At 59.9% G+C, this 18,348-nt stretch carries 17 protein-coding genes; 10 read left to right on the forward strand and 7 right to left on the reverse strand.

The features are described 5' to 3' along the window. Positions 1-171 precede the first annotated feature (171 nt). The 5 genes from AC3CBN_RS14630 to AC3CBN_RS14650 form a co-directional block, all read right to left on the reverse strand. Positions 172-876 (reverse strand): phage tail protein, encoded by a 705-nt coding sequence (locus AC3CBN_RS14630; protein WP_488633741.1) that lies wholly within the window; start codon positions 874-876, stop codon positions 172-174. Beyond that, on the reverse strand, positions 873-3,854 hold the full coding sequence (locus AC3CBN_RS14635; protein WP_488633742.1) for a hypothetical protein: 2,982 nt from the start codon (positions 3,852-3,854) through the stop codon (positions 873-875). The genes AC3CBN_RS14630 and AC3CBN_RS14635 overlap by 4 nt, the downstream gene beginning before the upstream one ends. A gap of 9 nt (positions 3,855-3,863) precedes the next feature. Continuing rightward, positions 3,864-4,466 carry a hypothetical protein gene (locus tag AC3CBN_RS14640; RefSeq protein ID WP_488633743.1) on the reverse strand — a complete coding sequence of 201 codons (603 nt, stop codon included), beginning with the start codon at positions 4,464-4,466 and terminating at the stop codon, positions 3,864-3,866. Between the two features lie 86 nt (positions 4,467-4,552). Beyond that, positions 4,553-5,104, reverse strand: coding sequence for a hypothetical protein (locus AC3CBN_RS14645; protein WP_488633744.1), 552 nt, complete (start codon positions 5,102-5,104; stop codon positions 4,553-4,555). Between the two features lie 293 nt (positions 5,105-5,397). Further along, positions 5,398-6,075, reverse strand: a complete 678-nt coding sequence (locus AC3CBN_RS14650; protein WP_488633745.1) for a LuxR C-terminal-related transcriptional regulator — start codon at positions 6,073-6,075, stop codon at positions 5,398-5,400. A 78-nt stretch (positions 6,076-6,153) separates the two neighbouring features. On the opposite strand from AC3CBN_RS14650, the gene AC3CBN_RS14655 reads away from it, so the two are divergent. Both AC3CBN_RS14655 and AC3CBN_RS14660 read left to right on the forward strand, forming a co-directional pair. Next, positions 6,154-9,636 (forward strand): nSTAND1 domain-containing NTPase, encoded by a 3,483-nt coding sequence (locus AC3CBN_RS14655; RefSeq protein ID WP_488633746.1) that lies wholly within the window; start codon positions 6,154-6,156, stop codon positions 9,634-9,636. Between the two features lie 22 nt (positions 9,637-9,658). Further along, positions 9,659-10,102 (forward strand): DP-EP family protein, encoded by a 444-nt coding sequence (locus tag AC3CBN_RS14660; RefSeq protein WP_488633747.1) that lies wholly within the window; start codon positions 9,659-9,661, stop codon positions 10,100-10,102. 578 nt (positions 10,103-10,680) lie between these two features. Here AC3CBN_RS14660 and AC3CBN_RS14665 read toward each other — a convergent pair. Then, positions 10,681-11,082, reverse strand: a complete 402-nt coding sequence (locus AC3CBN_RS14665; protein ID WP_488633748.1) for a winged helix-turn-helix transcriptional regulator — start codon at positions 11,080-11,082, stop codon at positions 10,681-10,683. 100 nt (positions 11,083-11,182) lie between these two features. On the opposite strand from AC3CBN_RS14665, the gene AC3CBN_RS14670 reads away from it, so the two are divergent. The 4 genes from AC3CBN_RS14670 (at position 11,183) to AC3CBN_RS14685 (ending at position 14,464) form a co-directional block, all read left to right on the forward strand. Further along, a complete protein-coding gene (locus tag AC3CBN_RS14670; protein WP_488633749.1) occupies positions 11,183-11,833 on the forward strand; it encodes a hypothetical protein in 651 nt (216 codons plus the stop codon). 72 nt (positions 11,834-11,905) lie between these two features. After that, positions 11,906-12,106: a hypothetical protein gene (locus tag AC3CBN_RS14675; RefSeq protein ID WP_488633750.1), complete on the forward strand. Its 201-nt coding sequence runs from the start codon at positions 11,906-11,908 to the stop codon at positions 12,104-12,106. A gap of 223 nt (positions 12,107-12,329) precedes the next feature. After that, positions 12,330-13,208 (forward strand): CPBP family intramembrane glutamic endopeptidase, encoded by an 879-nt coding sequence (locus AC3CBN_RS14680; RefSeq protein WP_488633751.1) that lies wholly within the window; start codon positions 12,330-12,332, stop codon positions 13,206-13,208. Between the two features lie 695 nt (positions 13,209-13,903). Next, positions 13,904-14,464, forward strand: coding sequence for a LysE family translocator (locus tag AC3CBN_RS14685; protein WP_488633752.1), 561 nt, complete (start codon positions 13,904-13,906; stop codon positions 14,462-14,464). A gap of 129 nt (positions 14,465-14,593) precedes the next feature. Here AC3CBN_RS14685 and AC3CBN_RS14690 read toward each other — a convergent pair whose 3' ends face one another. Then, entirely contained in the window at positions 14,594-15,025 is a 432-nt protein-coding gene (locus AC3CBN_RS14690; RefSeq protein WP_488633753.1) for an HIT family protein, read from the reverse strand. Positions 15,026-15,274: 249 nt separating this feature from the next. On the opposite strand from AC3CBN_RS14690, the gene pdxR reads away from it, so the two are divergent. The 4 genes from pdxR to AC3CBN_RS14710 all read left to right on the forward strand — a co-directional run bounded on the left by pdxR (position 15,275) and on the right by AC3CBN_RS14710 (position 18,254). Next, on the forward strand, positions 15,275-16,756 hold the full coding sequence (gene pdxR / locus AC3CBN_RS14695; protein ID WP_488633754.1) for a MocR-like pyridoxine biosynthesis transcription factor PdxR: 1,482 nt from the start codon (positions 15,275-15,277) through the stop codon (positions 16,754-16,756). Between the two features lie 327 nt (positions 16,757-17,083). Beyond that, positions 17,084-17,605, forward strand: a complete 522-nt coding sequence (locus AC3CBN_RS14700; RefSeq protein ID WP_488633755.1) for a hypothetical protein — start codon at positions 17,084-17,086, stop codon at positions 17,603-17,605. Beyond that, entirely contained in the window at positions 17,602-17,742 is a 141-nt protein-coding gene (locus AC3CBN_RS14705) for a hypothetical protein (RefSeq protein WP_488633756.1), read from the forward strand. The genes AC3CBN_RS14700 and AC3CBN_RS14705 overlap by 4 nt, the downstream gene beginning before the upstream one ends. Before the next feature lie 86 nt (positions 17,743-17,828). After that, positions 17,829-18,254, forward strand: a complete 426-nt coding sequence (locus AC3CBN_RS14710) for a hypothetical protein (protein WP_488633757.1) — start codon at positions 17,829-17,831, stop codon at positions 18,252-18,254. Positions 18,255-18,348 lie beyond the last annotated feature (94 nt).

The following is an 18,348-nucleotide window of genomic DNA, read 5'->3' on the forward strand; positions in this document are numbered from 1 at the left end:
CCACGCACGCCCCCGGATCAACGCCGACTCCGCCAGTTCAACTGCGTGAGCCATCCTTGAGAGCGGTGATGGCTGTTTTGTCGGCGGTAAAGCGCTCCCTCCGCAGCGCCCGTGGCGCCGCGTCCTGGAAAAGAACGGTGCGGATTTTCTTGAAACGGATGGGGCTAGCTGCTACTCGCGCCGTCGTCGTGACGCTTGCGGTCCGGTCGTAAAGCCGAGCAGGGACCAAGGCGTTGCGGGTAGACCTAGCTTCCGCGCGAGCGCGTTTTCGGGGTGGCCCACCAGCGACGTAAACTTGATCAGCAGATTGACCGAGATATTGATTGGCCTGGTTTCGGTGAACTGCTTGCCCACCCATTGCTCCGGCGCGCCATAGTCGGTTGCGCAGGACGTAAGGGCGCCAAGAGGCTCCCCGCCCTCGCCGGTCACATAGGTTGGCGGCCCCTCGGGACTGAGGTGCAGATAGTCGTGGCCATGTGTTTGCACTACCGTGTCCTGCGTCGAACCTACCGTTTTGCGATCCTTCCAGTCCGGATCGCGAGGGTTGTACGGTTGCGTGCCGTTGTCGAAGTCGCGTCCGCGGAAAAAATAACCGCGGTAGTCGGGAAGATGGAAGCCCGTCTTGCCATCGCCGCCATAGGTTTTGCCAATGACCTGGAACAGCGGCCAGTAGACCGATTGGCTTCCGTCGGAATTGCTCAGGGGCAAAGCGGTGCCATCGCAGACCAGCCACCCGGATTTCATCAGGCGAATACGCTCGGGGCCTGGTCGCGATGCGAGATCCTCGACGGGTCCGGCATACATCGTGACGCTGCCGATGGGCACGTCGGCCGGGGCGACGGAAGGGCGGGCGGGCCGCTGAAGCGGATGGATCATGTCGGCTCCTCACGCATGCCGCTCGAACGTGGCAAGGACGATGCAGCGCCGGGCGGTATCGGAGGGTGCCAGTCGATCACGGGTAACGTGTCGTCGTGCTGCAGTACTTCCAGCGCGGTGGGTTCTTCGATCCACCAATGATGGCGTGCCAGGGTTTCGGTATGGATCAGGTTGGCGACCGTGCCAAGGAATGGTTCGGGCAATGGGGTGATCCCACCATCCATGCGCCAAAGACAGCCATATCGCAGATAGTAGAGGACGCTGAACTCGTAGCCTGGCATCACAGGTACGAGCACACGGGCCGATCCTGCCGCCAGAAAGGCGTGCAGCAGCGTCGCTCCGGGCGAGGTGTCACTGTCTAGCCCGCGCCAATGCGGTCCGCTTTGACCTGGCTGGCCGTCTGCGCCCCAGGGGAAAAAGGCGTAGGCCATCTGCCGCCACTGAAATGCTTCATCCAGGTGCGTGCGCACCCGCGGCGGCGCGCTGGCGGCGACTCCCGGCGGCTGGTGGTAGCGCGAGACAAGCAGGTTGATCGCCTTGCGTTGAAGTTCGTTGACCAGCGATTCGCGTTCGGAGGGCTGAAGTAGCTGCTGTACGCGTGCCATCAAATCCCGCTTGAACCGTTGCCGCTGCTCGATGCAGCCGTCGCGCAATTGGTCATAGATTGCCTGCTGCCAGGACTGCAGGCGTTCGTCATGGCGGCTATCCCTGGCCATGAATGACAAGGTGACGCGAAAGGACGAAGCATTGGAAAACGCGCAGACATGTATTTCTGTGGCCGCCGGATCGATCTTCACCGTGGAGTCAATGCCAACACAAGGAGTAGCAGGAGGAAGCGGCGACGGCGGCTGGAACGGATCGATCATGGCGCAGGACGCTGATGGTGCCGGCGCGGGCGCAGCGGGCGCTGGTGATTTGCCAGAACCACCATACGTGGATGCGTATTCGCCAACGACGCAGACCAGGGGATCAGCCTGGTTTGCGATGAGATAGCTCAGCGTTGCGGTGACAGTGCCGTCCGCCGAGGATTGCTGTGCGTTCGAGGGAAGGAACCCGTCGGGGAGATGAATCGTGCCCTGTGCTTCGCTGGTCTGGCCGGAAAGCGTAAGGGTCAGTCGGCGATAGGGTACGGGCGGTGGCGGGCAGGAGATACCGTACGCGCCAGCGATGGCAATATAGTTTTCGGGCTTGATGTCGGCAGGCGACTTGATTCCTCGTGCATCCAGCGTTTCCGGTGCTTGCACGGCGACGCCGGCGGGCTGATTTGCGGCATCCATCAGTTCGGAAGCCGGGTCGGAAATGAGGAATTCAAGCACCAGGCGCCTCCCTTCATCCTGTAGTACCAGACGCGAGCGTTTGATCAGCCAGCGATACAGGCCATTGAGATGCATGTCCGCATCACGATTGTCGACATCCTGTGACACCTCAGATTGCCGTCGCTGCGTTAGCAGGGCGCTGCGCGCGTGATCGACGCGCTCGGCAATCCGTCGCGTGGCACGTCGCGTGATCTCCTGTGCAAGCCGGGCGACACGGGCCTGATCCCGAAGCTTTTCCGTGCCGCTGTCCGACCAGTCGCCGCTGATGCTTTGCGGCATGTAGATATCGTTATAGACGATCTTGAGGTCGTTGAAGTCGCGCTCGTGGCAGCCCGATTCGATGGTGGCCCGCAAGGCATCCTCAATATCGCTCGCGTGGTGATGGTCCGCGCGCTGCTCCGTGGTGGTTGCCTGGGCGGCATGCTCCTCGATGTGATCGATGCTGGTGTTCTCCTCTAGCATGCTTGTGCGCCAGCGTTCGCCGCGAAGTATGGTCGAGGTACGAGATATGGGACCCTCTACGTAGGATTCGCGATCCTTGTAGATCGCCTGTAGCTCGCCGATGCCGAGTACTCGCAGAGCGCCGCCTTTCTCGGCATCGAAAGCGTCGTCGGGTGGCACAGCACAAGTCGGTACGACCAGCGCAGCCATCAGGCGTACCTGACGCTCGCGCTGCCGCGTCAGTGCCTGTTCGCGCTTGTGCAGGTCAAGAAGGAACGCGGCCGTCCTGAGCACGTCGATCAGGCTTCCCGCATAAGCAGCGTCGCCAGCGACCAGTATCAGTGCGATCACGCTCTGCCAGACTCTTATCCAGGCGCGCTGAAAGCCTTTCGCATCGACGACTTGCGATGGCGATACACCACATTCCGCCACGACCCTGTCCAACTCATCCAGCGATACCTCACCTCGCAGTTGCAGGAGCCGGTGACGCAGCGTCGGGAACGAACGCCAAGTTTCGTCCAGCTCGGACAGTGAACCCACGAACGGATAGGTCGCGGCGTCCTTGATCCTGGCCTTGCCGCTGGTCACATAGGCATTGGCGGTGACGTACTTGGCGGTCCACGTTGCGTCCGCGTCCAGCGCGGTCAGCACGGGCAGGGTAGGCAGCCCGGATGCCTTCGCAACCTGGATGAAGTGCGACAAGCTCTCCTGGTCGCCAGGTGAGGTGCTTTCGCTGCCGGGCCGAAGCCAAAGAAACTCGAACAACCGATAGCGATTGCGCGGATTGGCAATGCTGAAGCCACGAGCCGGCTGCGGTTCATGGAACGGGCTCCAGCCCGGCGAGTCTGGCGCATCGGGACCGTCGGGATCTATCGGCAAATCCGGCTCGTTGGGGTCTGTCCAGGTGCCCAGCACGTCGCGGAACCACTTGTTGGTATCGAGTGGAATGTCGGCACGCAGTTGCAGGTGATCATCGGCGTCGTATTCCAGCTGGATCTCGACAAACCGCTCCTGCGCACCAACGATGCGAGCGGGCATGCGAAACCGGCACAAGGGCGCGTCACCCATCGAAAGGCGGCACGTATGCAGCAACGGTTCCTGGGCGCGCGCCTGTGCGTAGAGCCAAACGGTCACTTCCGGGGCGTCGTGCCAATCCCAGCGTATCGATAGCTGGGCTGGCCCTCCGAGTTGGCGTGTGTGCTGGCGAATCGTCGACGACATGGTGGCGAGTCAGCGCTTGCGCTTGGACGTGTGGCGCGACTTGCCCTCGGCCGCTGCATGCGTGCGCGACTTGCCCGATGGCACCTCAGGTGCACTGTCCGCCGCTCGTCCTTCCTGAGCAGGGAAGAACAACGCATGAGTGCCTCTGGCAATCTTGGCGCGAAACCAGCGCGCTGCGTCCAGGCGGCAATGTACATGCAGATATACCGGCTCGATGGTGGCGGCTGATTCTCGCGTCCAATCCGGCGGGCGTGTATCGGGCGTGGCCGCAATGCCGCCAAGATAGATCTGTCCGCACGCCCGCGCCTCCGGCAGGTTTATGCGCACGCCTTCGCTGCTCGCCTGTGCACGCTCTACTTCGAAGTATTGCGGACCGCTCCATGGGTCGAGGTTGACCATGCGGGTGCCGATGCCGGGCACGGTGAAATCAAGCGGCTCACCCGCGGGGTGCGTGAAGAGAGAGCAAACCAAATGGGGCCACGCCGGCTTTTCATCGATCCACCATCGGATGACAAGGCCGGTCTCGCCTTCGAAATATCGTGTGCCACCGTCAAGGCCCGGCAATTCACCGGATGCTTCGTTGGCCAAAGCAACAGCTGCAGGATCGCTCATATGAGTCTCTCCTCTACTCAAGATGGAAAGAGCCGACCCGAATCGTGGCAGTCGGCTCGAAAGGGCCTACGTCCGGATGTCCGGTATCAGTTGGCAAATCGCAGGCTGTAGCCGGCGAAGTCTGCAACCTGCTCGTTGTCCTGGTAGACCTCCACGACGGCGTCTACGTTGGTGGTCTCGATCAGCTGCGAGGTCACGCCGTCTACAATCGACTTGAAGCTGTAGTGCTGGCGGGTGCTCATGAAGCCACGGTTGTAGGCATCCACCACGGTGACCGAGCTCAACGGGTTGTTGTCCATCGAGGCAGCGAACGTCACCGGATACTTAGTGTGGTTGTGCAAGGTAATACCGGACGGGTTGGTGCCGGCGGCCTGCACGAGACGGAACACAAACGTGCCGTTCTCTTGCGTGACCTCGGCCGTGAGGTCCTGCGAATTGTTGGTAAAGCTGACTGGGCCGCTGGTGAAAGTGTTGCCGTCGTCCATCGTCACACTCGCCTCGACCGTGTAGGAGTTGGACGTGGGCATGGTGACGGTGCCGCGCGCATTGACTGGCAGGCGGCCGGTGAGGGTGCCCGAGCGCGTGATGATGACGAGACCGGGAATAGAGGCGGTGTTGCGGATCGTGATGCTGGACATGAGGTGGGATCCTTGGCGTGATGAAAAAAGGTGTAGTCGACGGCTCCGCTCTAGCGAGTCCGGCAGCCGAGACTCTTCGTCCGTCACCGCTGGCGTGGCTAGCGATGCAGGACGTGCACAAACGTTACGCCCGGGATTGCCTTCTCGGTATCCGGTGAAATCCTGATTCGCTCTACGCCAGGGCATGAGACGGCTAAGCTATTTGCTTGGCAGCGCTCGGTAAATTTCTTAGTGGGCGACCCCCGTGCATTTGCGGTCAGCTGCTTGCTGGACAGGTAATCGACCGGCTGGCTTCACAATTCAACTAGGCCACGGCGGATCGCAAATCGGACGATGTCGACATTCGTTCTCAGCGCAAGCTTGCGCATGAGGTTCATGCGATGCGTGTCCACGGTCTTGACGCTGATGAACAAGCTGGCGGCAATTTCGTCATTGCGCATGCCTTCGGCCAACAGGCGCAGCACGGAAAGCTCTCGCACGCTGAGTCGGTCTTCCGGCGCATCGGCGACGGGGTTGAGATAGCGGATGGCGAACGACTGCTGCAGACTGCGCGGTACGAACAGCCGGCCTTCGGCAAGCTCGGCGATCGCCGTAGCCCACTCCGACGCCGGCTCGTTCAAGGCCATGTATCCCCGTGCGCCGGAACGAATCAGCCGGGCGGCCTCGTTGTCATCGTGCCGTAAGGCCATGATGAGAACATGAGCGCGGGGAGCGCGGCGCAAGACACGCTTGAGTTCCAGCGTATTGCTTTCTGCATGGTGGCTTGCCAGGACGATGACCACATGCGCAGCTTCCGCGCCATCTTCCCCAAGGGCAGGCGCGTCGTCATTCAGCACCAATCGCCGGGCTTCGCCGAATTCACCGATCGCCTTGCCAAGGGCGTAACGCAACAGCGCGGGGATGCCGTGCAGGGCAATCCGGATGCAGCCATATTCAGAGGCAAGGGCAGGGGTCACGTTGCTGGACAACATGCTCACTCCGTAAGATAGCTCGCTTGGGCGCGGCCGTTGTCGGCCATGTCCTGGCGACATGCTGGACGCACGGGGGGAGTGAAACCTTCCGTAAACCTTCTTTCTTGGCGCAGCCTTCAGGAACAATGGTTTGCGCAAGCCCAAAATGACATTGCAGCTCGCTTGCCTCCTGGCAAGCGACAGGGGAATCGGTTTGTGGCAAGACAGGTCACCACAAGGACCGATTACTTTCGCCTGGGCGAATGGATCGTCAAGCCAGAGCGACGGGCTCTGGAGCGTGGCGGTCAATGGCTGGAGATCAGCGCCAAGGCCATGGACGTGCTCGTGCACCTGGCCGAGTACGCGGGCCAGGTGGTCAGTGTCGAACAACTACTTATCGAGTGTTGGCGCGGCACCTTCTATGGCGACAATCCGGTCCACAAGGCGATCGCTGAGCTGCGCAAGCATCTCGGGGACCAGGCGCAGTCACCCACTTATATCGTGACCATTCGGAAGCGCGGCTATCGCTTGATTGCGCCCGTAAGTTTTCCGGACCATTTCACCGACGGCGGGGCACGCGTCATGCAGCCCGGTGCCATGGCTCCCGGCGCGGTGGAAACCTGGGCAGAGGGCTCACCTTTTCGCGGACTGCAGCCGTTCGACGCATCGCACGCAGCAGTCTTCTTCGGTCGCAGTAGCGCAACCGCACAGATTCTCCAAGCGCTGCGGCAGCAACGCGAGGCCGGATGTTCGTTCTTGCTGTGCATGGGGCCAAGTGGTTGCGGCAAGACCTCGTTGATTCGCGCTGGCGTGCTGCCGCTGCTCACGCAACAAGGTGGCTTCGACGGGATGTTCGCTTGCTCGGTTGCCGAGATGTCGTCCATGGGCAAGGACCTGATGGTCGCTCTGGCTTACGCCATGCTGACCTGGCGCATCGATGGTTGGCCGATATTCGTGCCCGGCGAGCTAGCTCCACTAGCTGCCGAGCTTCGTGCCGATCCCGGGCTTGTGGCGGCCCGCGTGACCGAGACACTTTCCGCGCACCGGTTGTCTTTGCAGAGCGACCTTGGCATGGATGCGATGCTCGTGCTGGTGGTGGACGCGCTGGAACAGATGTTGGCCGACGTCCATTTCGACGAGCGCGACAGACAAACATTCACGCTGGCGCTCGACGCATTGGCACGCTGCGGCAGCGTGCTGGTTCTTGCAACGTGCCGCAACGATTTCTACCCTCGCCTGGTTAAGCAGCCGGTGCTGATCGACCTCAAGCAGGGCAGCGGGCTGTATGACGTCAAGCCGATGACGCGCGGGGAAATCGCGCAAATGATTCGGCGACCGGCGCGCGCCGCAGCGCTGACCTACGCCCGCGACAGTCACAGCATGGAGACGCTAGACGATGTCATACGCGATGCAGCCGCACGGCATCCCGAGGCCTTGCCGTTGCTGCAGTACACGCTGCAGGAGCTATACATCCGGCGCAGCGACGCCGGCGAACTGAGCTTCGGGGCCTATCACGCGATCGGCGGTCTCGAGGGAGCGCTGGGCACTCGGGCAGAAGCGATTTTTCAGCAGATGGGGCAGGAAGCCCAATGCGAGCTGACATGGCTGCTGCAGCATCTTGTTCTGGTTCACGCCGACGAAGAGGGCATCACGGGGCGGCGGATGGCGTGGTCGCAGGCCGGTACCGGCGGTCAACGGCAGCTGGTCCAATCCCTGGTCGACGCACGCTTGCTGGTGAGCGAACTGGCATTCGGCGAACCGGTGGTTTCTGCGGCACATGAAGCCCTGTTGCGGCACTGGCCGCGCGTGGTGGATTGGATCGACGGCAATCGCGCCGCGCTGCAGACGCGAACCCGGCTATCGGTGCTGGCAAAGCGTTGGCAGCGTGAAACCCGGCGGCGTGACCTGCTTTTGCCGCAAGGGCGCCTGCTGGAAGAGGCGCGGGCCTTGCTCGGAAATCCGGTGGTTTCGCTCACCGACGAAGAGCTTGTATTCATTGAACAATCCAGTCGCCAGGCCCAGTGGGCCCGGCGTGCGCGCATGTCCATGATTTCGCTTGTGGCAATACTCGGCATAGCCGCTGCAGTTGCGGCCGGGCTGGCCAGCCGCGCCAAGCAGGAAGCAGACAGGCGTCGTGCGGCTGCTGAGAATCTCATCGGCTTCATGCTCGGTGATCTGAGTGAGCATCTAAAGCCGCTTGGAAGGCTCGACCTGCTTGACCGGGTCAGCAGTGAAGCCCTGCGTTATCTGGCTGACGATGCCACGAAGGAAACGAAACGACCAAGAGACGCTAGTAATGTTGGCAGCGATGCAGATTTGTATCGTGCCAAGGCGTTGCTGCAGTTGGGTGGCATTCGCCTGGCTCGAGCGGACCAGGAGCAGGCCCAGTTGGCGTTTTCCGGTGCCATGAGCGTGCTGCAACACCTGCACGGCCGCTCGCCTAGGGATACTGATGTGCTTGGGGAACTGGGCAAGGCCAGTTACTGGCTCGGCTACATTCGTTATAGGCAGCGCGATATGCCGCATGCCGAAGAGGCGTGGCGGCATTATCGCGAATACGCCGAGCAACGCATGACGCTGGATCCAGGTAGCGTCGATGCGATGCTCGAACTTTCCTATGCGTATAACAATCTCGGCACGCTTAAATCGAGCGTGGGATTGAAAGACGAGGCGGTTGTCAGCTTTCAGAAATCGATCGAACTCAAGCGACAGGTGCTGGAGGTGCAGCCGACTAACGACGATGTGGTGGTGGAGCTGGCCGACAGTCTTTCCTGGGTGGGCACCAGCCTCGAGCACGAGGGCAGGCTGCTTGACGCCGGCAAATACTATCAACAGGAGTTCGATCTGCTCAGACAGGCTCGGATTGTCGACCCGACTGCCGCCGTATGGCGGTTCCGCGAAGCCAATGCGCACAGCCATATCGCCAACCTCGCAGTACAGACCGGTGACTTCGTCCTGGCGCAGACTCACTATGAAGCTGCCCGCGACATACTCACGGACATCGTGAGTAAGCAGCCGGACAACCGTTCATGGCAAGGAAGCCTCGCGGTACTGGAGATCGAATTGGGCGAACTCCATTTATTGACACACCAACCGGACGCTACCCAAGCTCTTTTGGCCGACGCCATTCCAACGATGGAACATCTAGTGCAACTCGATGCCTCGGTTGTCAGCCGGAAGCGTCAACTCGCACTGGCACATCGGGTGCTTGCCACGGCGCGAGCCCAGTTGGGACAGGTAAAAGCCGCGCGCGAGGAGGCACTTCACGCTATCGGCATTATGGAGAGCATTGCACTGGTGGCGGATGACGATCCGGTTACTCGCATCGGCCTCGCCCAGGCGTTGATTGTGCTCGGCAAGATCGAGCAGGCCGCCGGCGATAACGATGCGGCCGCAGACTCCTGGCATCGCGCGCTCGGAATTCTGACCGGTCTCGCGCCCAACAGCACTGATCCGAGAATCCTCGTGCCATGGGTGCAGGTTCAAATATGCCTGCACCGCGACGACCTCGCCGCGCCTTTCATTAATCGACTGCAATCCTGGGGTTACCGGGAGCCGGTCGATCCACCGTTACACCATTAACCAAACTACGGAGTCTTTGGCGATGAATTCGCAAGTACATGAAAGCAACACCGCACGTGGCGTCGTTGTCGCTCAACAGGATCCTGTGACGGTGGCGGTCAGCGTGAGTTTTGTGGGCGAGGGCGGAAATGCCAGCGGCGGCAGTTATCAGTACACCTGCTTCCCCGAAGTTGTGCACGTTACCCGGCAGGACACGATCATAAAATATGAGCTGACGACGCAGACAGGCCCCGAATTTCGATTCACCGGCATCTACACTTCCGACTCTCTTTATAAGCCCCAGCTTTCGCAGGTGACCAAGATTGGGAAAATGGGCGAGCGGTACGTCGAGCTATGCCACAAGAACAAGACCCCCGTGTTGATCAACGTGGCGCTGCAAGTCACCAACATTGAGGAGCGATCGGTCATGAGCATTGACCCACAAGTCACCAACGACCCGGATCCTGCACTGGAGGTACACGGATAATCCAACGTCAGGGCGTCGCGGTCTTGAGGGCCCGCTTGTTCCAACGTGCTTCCAGTCGTCCTGGTTGGAAGCATTGCCCGAGTTGCCGCAGCTTGTTCGTGACGCTGCACCTAGTTGGCGAAACGATGATCGCGCGATAACGCGAAGGCCGTTTTGTGGACGGAAATCCCGGCACGCATGCAAGCCTCCACACTGAAGTCAGAGATTAGCCAAGGGCACCCTCATTTGCGTTTCGCATCACCAGTTGGCGTGCGTCGAGTGAGCTTACGGCCTCACTGAAGAGAAGCCCTTGAACCTGTGCGCGGCCCTGTTCTTCCAGCAGCTGCGCCTGCTGGGCGGTCTTGACACCTTCCGGGATACCTCAAAGCGACCTTACCTCTACTTTTGAGCGACTACGAAATTTCGGGACGACGTCAGCTGTTCCGCTCCAACGGTGACGCAGAGTTTGGCGTCATGCATTTGGCCGACGGCGGCTGACCAGATGCCCTTCGTCGGCCTGCAGCGATGCTATCGAATCAATGGTCCACGGCCAATTTTTGGCTGGCAGATAGATGTGGCGAGAGTGCTACTTGATCCCTTTATCCGGGTGTGCGGCGTGAGGTCTTTGCCGACGCAATAGCTCCGTTACTCGCTCGGCCTTCGCTCAGTACCACCGTACCCGGGATGTGCTGTTTACCCCATCGCACAAATGCGAGCAGCACCCCGCCTAGATCCTTTCCTTTCTGCGTAAGCGTATAGGAGTGCCGGATGGGACGTTCTTGATATGGGGTCTTGACAAGGATGCCGGCACTTTCGAGGCGCTTGAGACGATCAGCGAGGATGTTGGTTGGAATACCTTCTGGTGAAGCTGCTAGCTCCCCGTAAGTGTGCTTACCGTGCAGCAAGTCACGCACCACGAGCAGCGACCACTTGTCGCCAACAACGTCGAGCGAATTGGCAACGGCACAGGAGGAGCGCAGAAAGGGCTTTTGGGTACTCATTTGTCGGACTCCGTGGCCCAAAGGACAGATTACTTGCAGAGTGCAAGTCATGGTGCTACGTTGGGCACACACTTGCAAAATGCAAGACACTGGGAAGCCCATGGAAACCACCACCTTTCAACGCCCGGCCAACTCACCTTCCGCGGGGCTCGGTAGCGTTCGCGTAAGCGTCATCCTCGCCTTGTCCGTCTGGCTTTTGCTGGTTGTATCGCTCGGCGCAAACGGAGCTTTCGTTGGCCCTCCAGGAAAACCACCCGTTGCCATTGCGATAGGTGTCAGCGCTCCCTTGCTGCTCTTCTTTGCATGGGTGCGACTCTCGCGATCGTTCCGCGAATTCATTCTTTCGCTAGATTTGCGTCTCATCACGGGTATGCAGGCATGGCGGTGGGAGGGTTTCGGTTTCCTTGCCTTGTACGCCAACCACGTGCTGCCTGCCGGGTTCGCGCTAACAGCGGGACTCGGAGACATGGCAGTCGGTTTTGTCGCGCCGTGGATGATTCTTGGACTTATACGTCAGCCTGGATTCGCCACGAGCGCCGCATTCGTCCGTTGGAATATTCTCGGCATACTCGATCTGGTCATAGCCGTCTGTATTGGCACCTTGAGTGCCATGCTAGCCGGAGGAGTTCCGGGCGAAATCAGCACCGCGCCAATGGCAGCCCTGCCGCTGCTGCTGATTCCAGTATTTCAAGTGCCGTTGTTTCTCCTTCTGCACATAGCGGCACTGATGCAGAGCCGGCAGAGTCGGTAGGCGTCGCAGGTACGTTCTCACCGAAGGCCTTCCGTCGTATCCCATGCCAAGAAGAACACGAGCTCGCAGGCGATGAAGCAGGAGGCGGCAGCGTGGCAGCAGGCGCATCCGACGGAGAAGAAGGTGACGATGCAAGGGGATGCCACGACTATTAGCTTCCCGAGTGCGGCGCCGGCGAACGTGGGCAAGATCTCTTCTTCGGATGTCTTCGTCCATGTTGACGGGCGCTGGCGTGCGCTGTATTCGCAGCACACCGGACTCGGCAATCGATGAGCACCGGACGAGCGGGTGATCCGAGCGTACGTTCGTAATCAAGAGGCAAAAGTACGACGTCTGGAGTAGTTGCAGTTACTGAATTGGGCGGGCCACCGCAGGGTGGCCCAACCAGAAAAGACACGATAGCGACCCCGCCCAAGCCGCTTCGAGCGGTACACATAAGTAAAGTCCCTGGCTTTGCTTGGGGGCACCTTGTTGCAGTCAATTCCAGAGCAAGCTGATGAACATCGATGAACATCAAGGCGAGAGTGTGGGGCGACCAAACGGGAACGCTGCAACGGAGTTAGATCACGATGCGGTCTGCAAACGGAGCCTGCAGTCGGCGGGGCTCTATCTGGTGGTGGCGTTTGGCGTGGCTTGGGTGCTGTGGCTGGTCGGGTGGCTGATCACCCAGCACAGGATTTCGCTGCCGATCTTTCCGGTTTTGGTGATTGGCTCTTTCGGGCCTTTAGTCGGCGCCTTGGTTACGACCTTGGCGGACGGTGGCCCGCGAAATGCGGTGCGTTTCTTTGCCCGGATTTTCGATGCCCGCATGGGCTGGACGGTGTTCCTGGTCTCCTTTTTTCTGCTGCCGATCTTCGCTGTCATTGTGGAACTGGTACATGCGAAGCTCGTCCATGGGGCACCGCACTTCACCATGACCCTGAGCGAGGCGCCGCTGAACTATCTGTTCCTGTTTATCGTCGGCGGGACCTTGGCAGAGGAGTTTGGCTGGTCACTGCTATCGGACAAGCTCGACCGCGTTTTTTCACTCGTGCCCTCGACCTTCGTCCTCGGCGTCATCTGGGCTCTGTGGCACTTGCCGTTGTTTTTCATCGTCACGCCGGGAGCCATCCAGGGCTACACGCCGTTCTGCGTTTTCCTGATTGTCACCGTCCCCATGCGTTTCCTGTTCTCCTGGGCCTATCATCGAGGGGGGCGCAGCATTCTCTCGAACATGCTGTTCCACACCGCGTCGAACATGGCCTACAGCATCATCGCCTTAGCCCCGTCGCCCGAGAATATTTCAACTGGGCGGCTCTGGATCTTCGCGGCGCTGATCATTTTCTCCGCCGATGTGCTCTGGGGGCTCGCGCCACCTCGTTCATCATTGCGGTGACAACCAGTGGATGCTCATTCCCGCAAACCACCGTAAGCAGGTCTGTGGTGTAGCTGCAATACACTCGAATAGACACTCAAACCTCGTGGAGCGCGCCTAGCGATTGTGGTATTCGGCTGCGACACCAACAAGGAGTGGTGTCGCAATGAATGATGGGGCAGCGGATCGTGGCAAGGCGGGCAGGGCGGCCTCGTCACTGATACAACGCCGGGTTGCGCCACGCCAGTCGAACTGGCGCCGATTGAGGCTCTTACCATTTCGTCACCGGTGGAGCGGAGCGTCGCTACCAGCTTGGTCCACGGGGTGGGAGTGTGCAGAATTTTGTCTAACCTGGATTTGGGCTTTCCAAAGTTTGATGGATACCCACCACGAGACGTATGGTTCGTCTCAGGAGGTTTCTGATGCCATTACATCTACGCCGACGTTTTACCGGCGGGTTAAGGAGTCAGACCGTGGCACGGGACGTCAAGCTGGGCCCTACGGTCTCTCAGGTCACGTGTGCGCTGGATCTGGTCGACAGCGTGTTGCGTCGCTGAATTGGGGAGTCCCGGCAGCCGGACCGATCAGTAAAACTCGCGACCGCCCATCGCGGTCCGATTTAACTTCACATATGGAGTGGTGCCGTGCCCGAATTTCATCACTGGTTTGCTTTCGCCCTGGTTGCACTCGGCCTCGTGCTAACACCCGGTCCGAACATGCTTTACCTGATTTCCCGCTCGATTTCCCAGGGCCGCAAGGCAGGGCTTGTTTCCCTCGTGGGCGTATTGCTCGGCTTTATCGTCTACATGCTGTTTGCCGCCTTCGGCATTACCGCCTTGCTCATGACCGTGCCGCTGGCTTATGACGCCTTACGCTTCGGTGGCGCGCTATATCTGTTGTATCTCGCCTGGCAGGCGGTTAAGCCTGGTGGGCGGTCACCGTTCCAGGTGCGCGACCTGCCGGCCGATAGTACGAAGCAGCTCGTAATCATGGGCTTCCTGACCAATCTGCTGAATCCAAAGGCGGCGGTGTTGTACATGTCGTTGTTGCCGCAATTTATCAGTCCAGAGCGCGGCGACGTGCTTGGCCAGTCGCTGGTGCTCGGGTTTACCCAGATCGGAATCAGTCTGTCGGTCAACGCAGTGATCGCGATCATGGCCGGCACTATCGCCGGCTTCCTCGCCGGTCGGCCGATATGGCTCACCGCGCAGCGCTGGATGATGGGTACGGTGCTGGCGGGACTTGCAATGCGGATGGCAACCGAAGCCCGGCGCTGAATAGATTCCGTCTGCTGTGTTTATTTCGGCTGCCCAGACAGAGGACAACACACTGACCAGCATCGGCTCGAAAGCTCAGGGCAAAAGCATCAAGCGCGTGGTGTTTACGGAAAGTCTCTTGCGGAACTGTTAGATGACACGCGACAGTGCCTGAGAGAGCTTACCAGCCATAGCGCGCTGCTCGCTTTCCGTTATCCATTCGGGCACCCGATTGAAGCTGGCGGAATCTCCTTCAAAGCGCGGAATCGCGTGTAGGTGGAAATGAAACAGATGCTGGTCGCTTGCCGCATCGTTGTTCTGCCGCAAGGTTATGCCCTCGGCTGCAAAGGCCAGCTTTGCGCCCCGAGCTATCCGCGAAGCCATGGCAAGCACTGGTCCAGCAAGTTCATCTGGCATCACATACAGATTGGCCACATGCCTACGAGGTAGCACAAGAGCGTGGCCGTCCGTCAAGGGGAACGGGTTGATCACCACAACAACTTCGGGCGTCTCTGTCACAACGCCGGCCGCAATCTCGCCGCGCATTGCACGGCATGCCCAGCAGGGCTCCCAGAAACTCATCACCAACCCTCCTCGATGCCTAACGTGGCTGTAGAAAAAACCATTCGCAGCCTAACATCCGCCATGCCCGCAACAGAGCGGCGAAACGCTGCGAGGCGACGATGGTGCGATACCGCGACCGCTGAAAGCAAAGGGACTACCTCGGGACACCGTCAATGAAATTGCTTAAAACTGCAGATACCTTCTTCATATCCTCACGCTGTTGAGCCAATTTGGAGGAGGAAAGTCGTGACAAGTGACGTATAGGGTATGAGTAATCTGTTCGAAATTGCTTTTGATCCACCGCCTAGAGGAAGCCGCCGATCTGCGGAGTCCGTCTACGCGCAGTTGCGCGCCGCAATTCTTGATGGTCGGTTGGTTCCGGGGTCTAAACTCCCGGGGGAGCGTCAGTCGGCTGTCTTTTTCGGCGTATCGAGAAACACGGTTGCTCGGGCTTATGCGAAGCTGGCGATCGAAGGGTTGGTACGGTCCCGGCAAGGGTCGGGAACGTATGTGGCGCCGAAGCAAAAACGTACGCCGCGCGAACGCTCCCCGACGCCGAGAACGCCCGACCCACGCCTGAACTCGCTGTGGTCGCGGCCCGAGCTTCCCCAGGCACTTAACTTCTGGCATGACAGTCAACGCATAACGGCGTCAGGGGCGACCCCATTTTTGGACTTTCGGCCCGCCTTGGTCGATCCGCGGTTATTCCCGTTCGAAATATTTCGTCGGGTCAGTGCCCAGCAGCTCCGGCGAATGGAATTAAAGCCTCCTGCCTTCAAGAGTCCGCAGGGCAATCAGGGTCACTTCCCACTGCGGACGGCTATCGCGACGCACATCGGCATCTCGCGCGCGGTCGTGTGCGAGCCCGACGATGTACTGGTTACTGCCGGAGCGCAGCAGGCTTTCGATATTCTCGCCCGTGTACTGGTAACCCCTGGGGTTACGACGGTCGCCATTGAAGATCCAGGCTACCCACCGATGCGCGCCGCATTTCTCGCGGCCGGCGCCAAGATTGTGCCGGTACCGGTCGACACGCAAGGGCTGGTAGTCGACGCCCTGCCAATCCCTGTACAGATCGTCTGCGTCTGTCCTTCACACCAGTTTCCGTTCGGCGTATCCATGTCCACGCAGCGGCGGGCAGCACTGCTCAATTTTGCTCGCAAGCATGGAGCGGTCATCGTTGAGGACGATTACGACGGAGAATTCCGCTTCGACGGCACACCATTGCAGGCGTTACGGTCCACGGCGACCGCGGATGACGTGTTTTACGTCGGCACCTTCTCCAAGTGTATGTTCCCCGCACTGCGACTGGGGTTCGTAGTGGCACCACAGTGGGCTATGCCGACGCTGATTACGGCGAAGAACTGTCTCGATTGGCATTGCCCGACGTTGACGCAAATGGCAGTTGCCCGTTTCATCGCGGATGGGCATCTGGCGCGGCATGTGCGCAAGCTTCGTGACGTATACAGGAAGCGACGAGATCTCATAGGGGAGATACTGCGGTCTGACTTCTCAGGAGAACTGTCACCGATGCAGTCGCATTACGGCATGCATGTGGCGGCGTTCTCGGCTCTACCCAAGCGCCTTGAACGCGCCACCGCCAGACTGTTGGAGTTGAACGTGCATTTGCATTCATTCGAGCGCTATTTTTTTGGTGCGCCAACATCGGAAGGCTTGGTTTTCGGCTACGGGGCCGCTGACCTCAAGGCAATCGAGCAGGGTTTGAAGGCGTTACGGTGTGTGCTCTAGTCGCGGAAGACACCTGATGCGTGGATAGGAGGGGTGCTGGCTTTGCAGCATTCAGCGCCATCACATGGAGTGTCACCATCGACGCCCACATCATCGTCACCGGCGGCCGCAATGAAACCGCATTCGCCAGCCCTTCGCCGCATCTGGCGTGATGGCCTATGCCTGCATCGTCATTGGTGCCTTACAACATCGCGTCCAGCGAAGTGGACCACCCTTAATTTCTCCGATTGGCCCTTCTGGTGCTGCGGGTTTTCACTAAAGTCTTGCCTTGGGTTTGTTGGTTATACGGAGCGCGCGCCGATGTGGAGACAGCTGTTACGTGGAGTCATGATTGCCGGTGTTCTTGCATGCTCGTCCTTGAATACAAGGGCTGCGTCGCCTCGGGACGGCTCTCATGATTTCGACTTCGCTCGCGGGGATTGGCATACCCATGTTACGCAAGTACTCGACCCGTTCGATGGCGGGACCCACACGGTGACCATGGACGGTACCAAGACAGTGCGGCCGATTTGGGGTGGTCACGCGTGGCTTGAGGAAATCGAGGCCGACGGCCCAAGTGGACATTGGGAAGGCGCGTCGCTGTTCGTCTATAACTCAAAAAAAGGACAATGGAGCCAAACTTACATTGACAGCGCTTCGGGAGAGATTGAGGCCCCAACTATCGGAGGTTTCAAAGACGGCCGGGGCGAGCTGTTCGGCACGACCGTTTATGAGGGCCGCACGGTTCTGGTTCGTGGAGTTTGGTCTGACATCAAGGCCAATTCTGATCGCTATGAGATTTCCTACTCCCGGGACGGCGGCAAAACCTGGGCAACTGCGTTCAAAGCTTACTTGACGCGACTTAAGTGATCACATTTGAGCTCTTGCTGGAGGGTGGCCTGACGGATCACGGCCATGCCGTGCATCTGGTCGACACCACGGCGATACCGCAGTACGACGGACTCAAGCACGGCGACGACGATAGCAACGCCTTGCATCTGGCTTAACTGATGCGGCTTGGGCTGCACGCGAAAAGCGCGGCACACACAATTTGCTGCGTCGTCGCTTCAGCCTGGTGCGGCAGGCCGTACGATTGAAGCTATCGATCCAATCCAACGTCAGTCGCGGCACCGACCAGCTGCTGTCGACCAGCTGCGGCGTGCTGATGCAGTTCAAGTTGTGGCGGACGTTGCAAGATCAGATGACTGTGCTGGAGCGCTGGATCGGCAAGGATCTGTTGCGGCCGGCTCTGCTGGTGCGTCTGCAGAGCGTGCCGGGCATTTGCCCAGTCCTGGGCATGACCATCCGGCTCGAGAGCGGCGCGATCGAGCGCTTCGCCTCGGTGAGCGACTACGCTTCGGTTAGTGACGCTGACGGTCGCAGGCCGAAACTGGGGTTTGGCTCTGAGCCAGTCACTCTGGAAGGCCGCGACCGTCGGCATCCGTGTTGGACGCAGGACCACATGCGATCGAGCCATCAAGGGGTGGTCCTTGGGCCCGAGACTCAGTGCTGCGCATGATGCGCACCGGCCGGGATCTGCGATGACCGAACAATGCTTGGCAAGCAACGAGGACCGCTGGCGCGGCCCAAACAAGAACGGTGACGGGCGAGAT

This window comes from Dyella sp. OK584 (genome assembly GCF_057787755.1).

Excerpts from the sequence above, each read along its gene's own strand:
- AC3CBN_RS14630 (WP_488633741.1), bottom strand. The coding sequence starts at position 876 with ATGATCCATCCGCTTCAGCGGCCCGCCCGCCCTTCCGTCGCCCCGGCC.
- AC3CBN_RS14635 (WP_488633742.1), bottom strand. The coding sequence starts at position 3,854 with ATGTCGTCGACGATTCGCCAGCACACACGCCAACTCGGAGGGCCAGCC.
- AC3CBN_RS14640 (WP_488633743.1), bottom strand. The coding sequence starts at position 4,466 with ATGAGCGATCCTGCAGCTGTTGCTTTGGCCAACGAAGCATCCGGTGAA.
- AC3CBN_RS14645 (WP_488633744.1), bottom strand. The coding sequence starts at position 5,104 with ATGTCCAGCATCACGATCCGCAACACCGCCTCTATTCCCGGTCTCGTC.
- AC3CBN_RS14650 (WP_488633745.1), bottom strand. The coding sequence starts at position 6,075 with ATGTTGTCCAGCAACGTGACCCCTGCCCTTGCCTCTGAATATGGCTGC.
- AC3CBN_RS14660 (WP_488633747.1), top strand. The coding sequence starts at position 9,659 with ATGAATTCGCAAGTACATGAAAGCAACACCGCACGTGGCGTCGTTGTC.
- AC3CBN_RS14665 (WP_488633748.1), bottom strand. The coding sequence starts at position 11,082 with ATGAGTACCCAAAAGCCCTTTCTGCGCTCCTCCTGTGCCGTTGCCAAT.
- AC3CBN_RS14670 (WP_488633749.1), top strand. The coding sequence starts at position 11,183 with ATGGAAACCACCACCTTTCAACGCCCGGCCAACTCACCTTCCGCGGGG.
- AC3CBN_RS14675 (WP_488633750.1), top strand. The coding sequence starts at position 11,906 with ATGAAGCAGGAGGCGGCAGCGTGGCAGCAGGCGCATCCGACGGAGAAG.
- AC3CBN_RS14680 (WP_488633751.1), top strand. The coding sequence starts at position 12,330 with ATGAACATCGATGAACATCAAGGCGAGAGTGTGGGGCGACCAAACGGG.
- AC3CBN_RS14685 (WP_488633752.1), top strand. The coding sequence starts at position 13,904 with ATGCTTTACCTGATTTCCCGCTCGATTTCCCAGGGCCGCAAGGCAGGG.
- AC3CBN_RS14690 (WP_488633753.1), bottom strand. The coding sequence starts at position 15,025 with ATGAGTTTCTGGGAGCCCTGCTGGGCATGCCGTGCAATGCGCGGCGAG.
- pdxR (WP_488633754.1), top strand. The coding sequence starts at position 15,275 with ATGAGTAATCTGTTCGAAATTGCTTTTGATCCACCGCCTAGAGGAAGC.
- AC3CBN_RS14700 (WP_488633755.1), top strand. The coding sequence starts at position 17,084 with ATGATTGCCGGTGTTCTTGCATGCTCGTCCTTGAATACAAGGGCTGCG.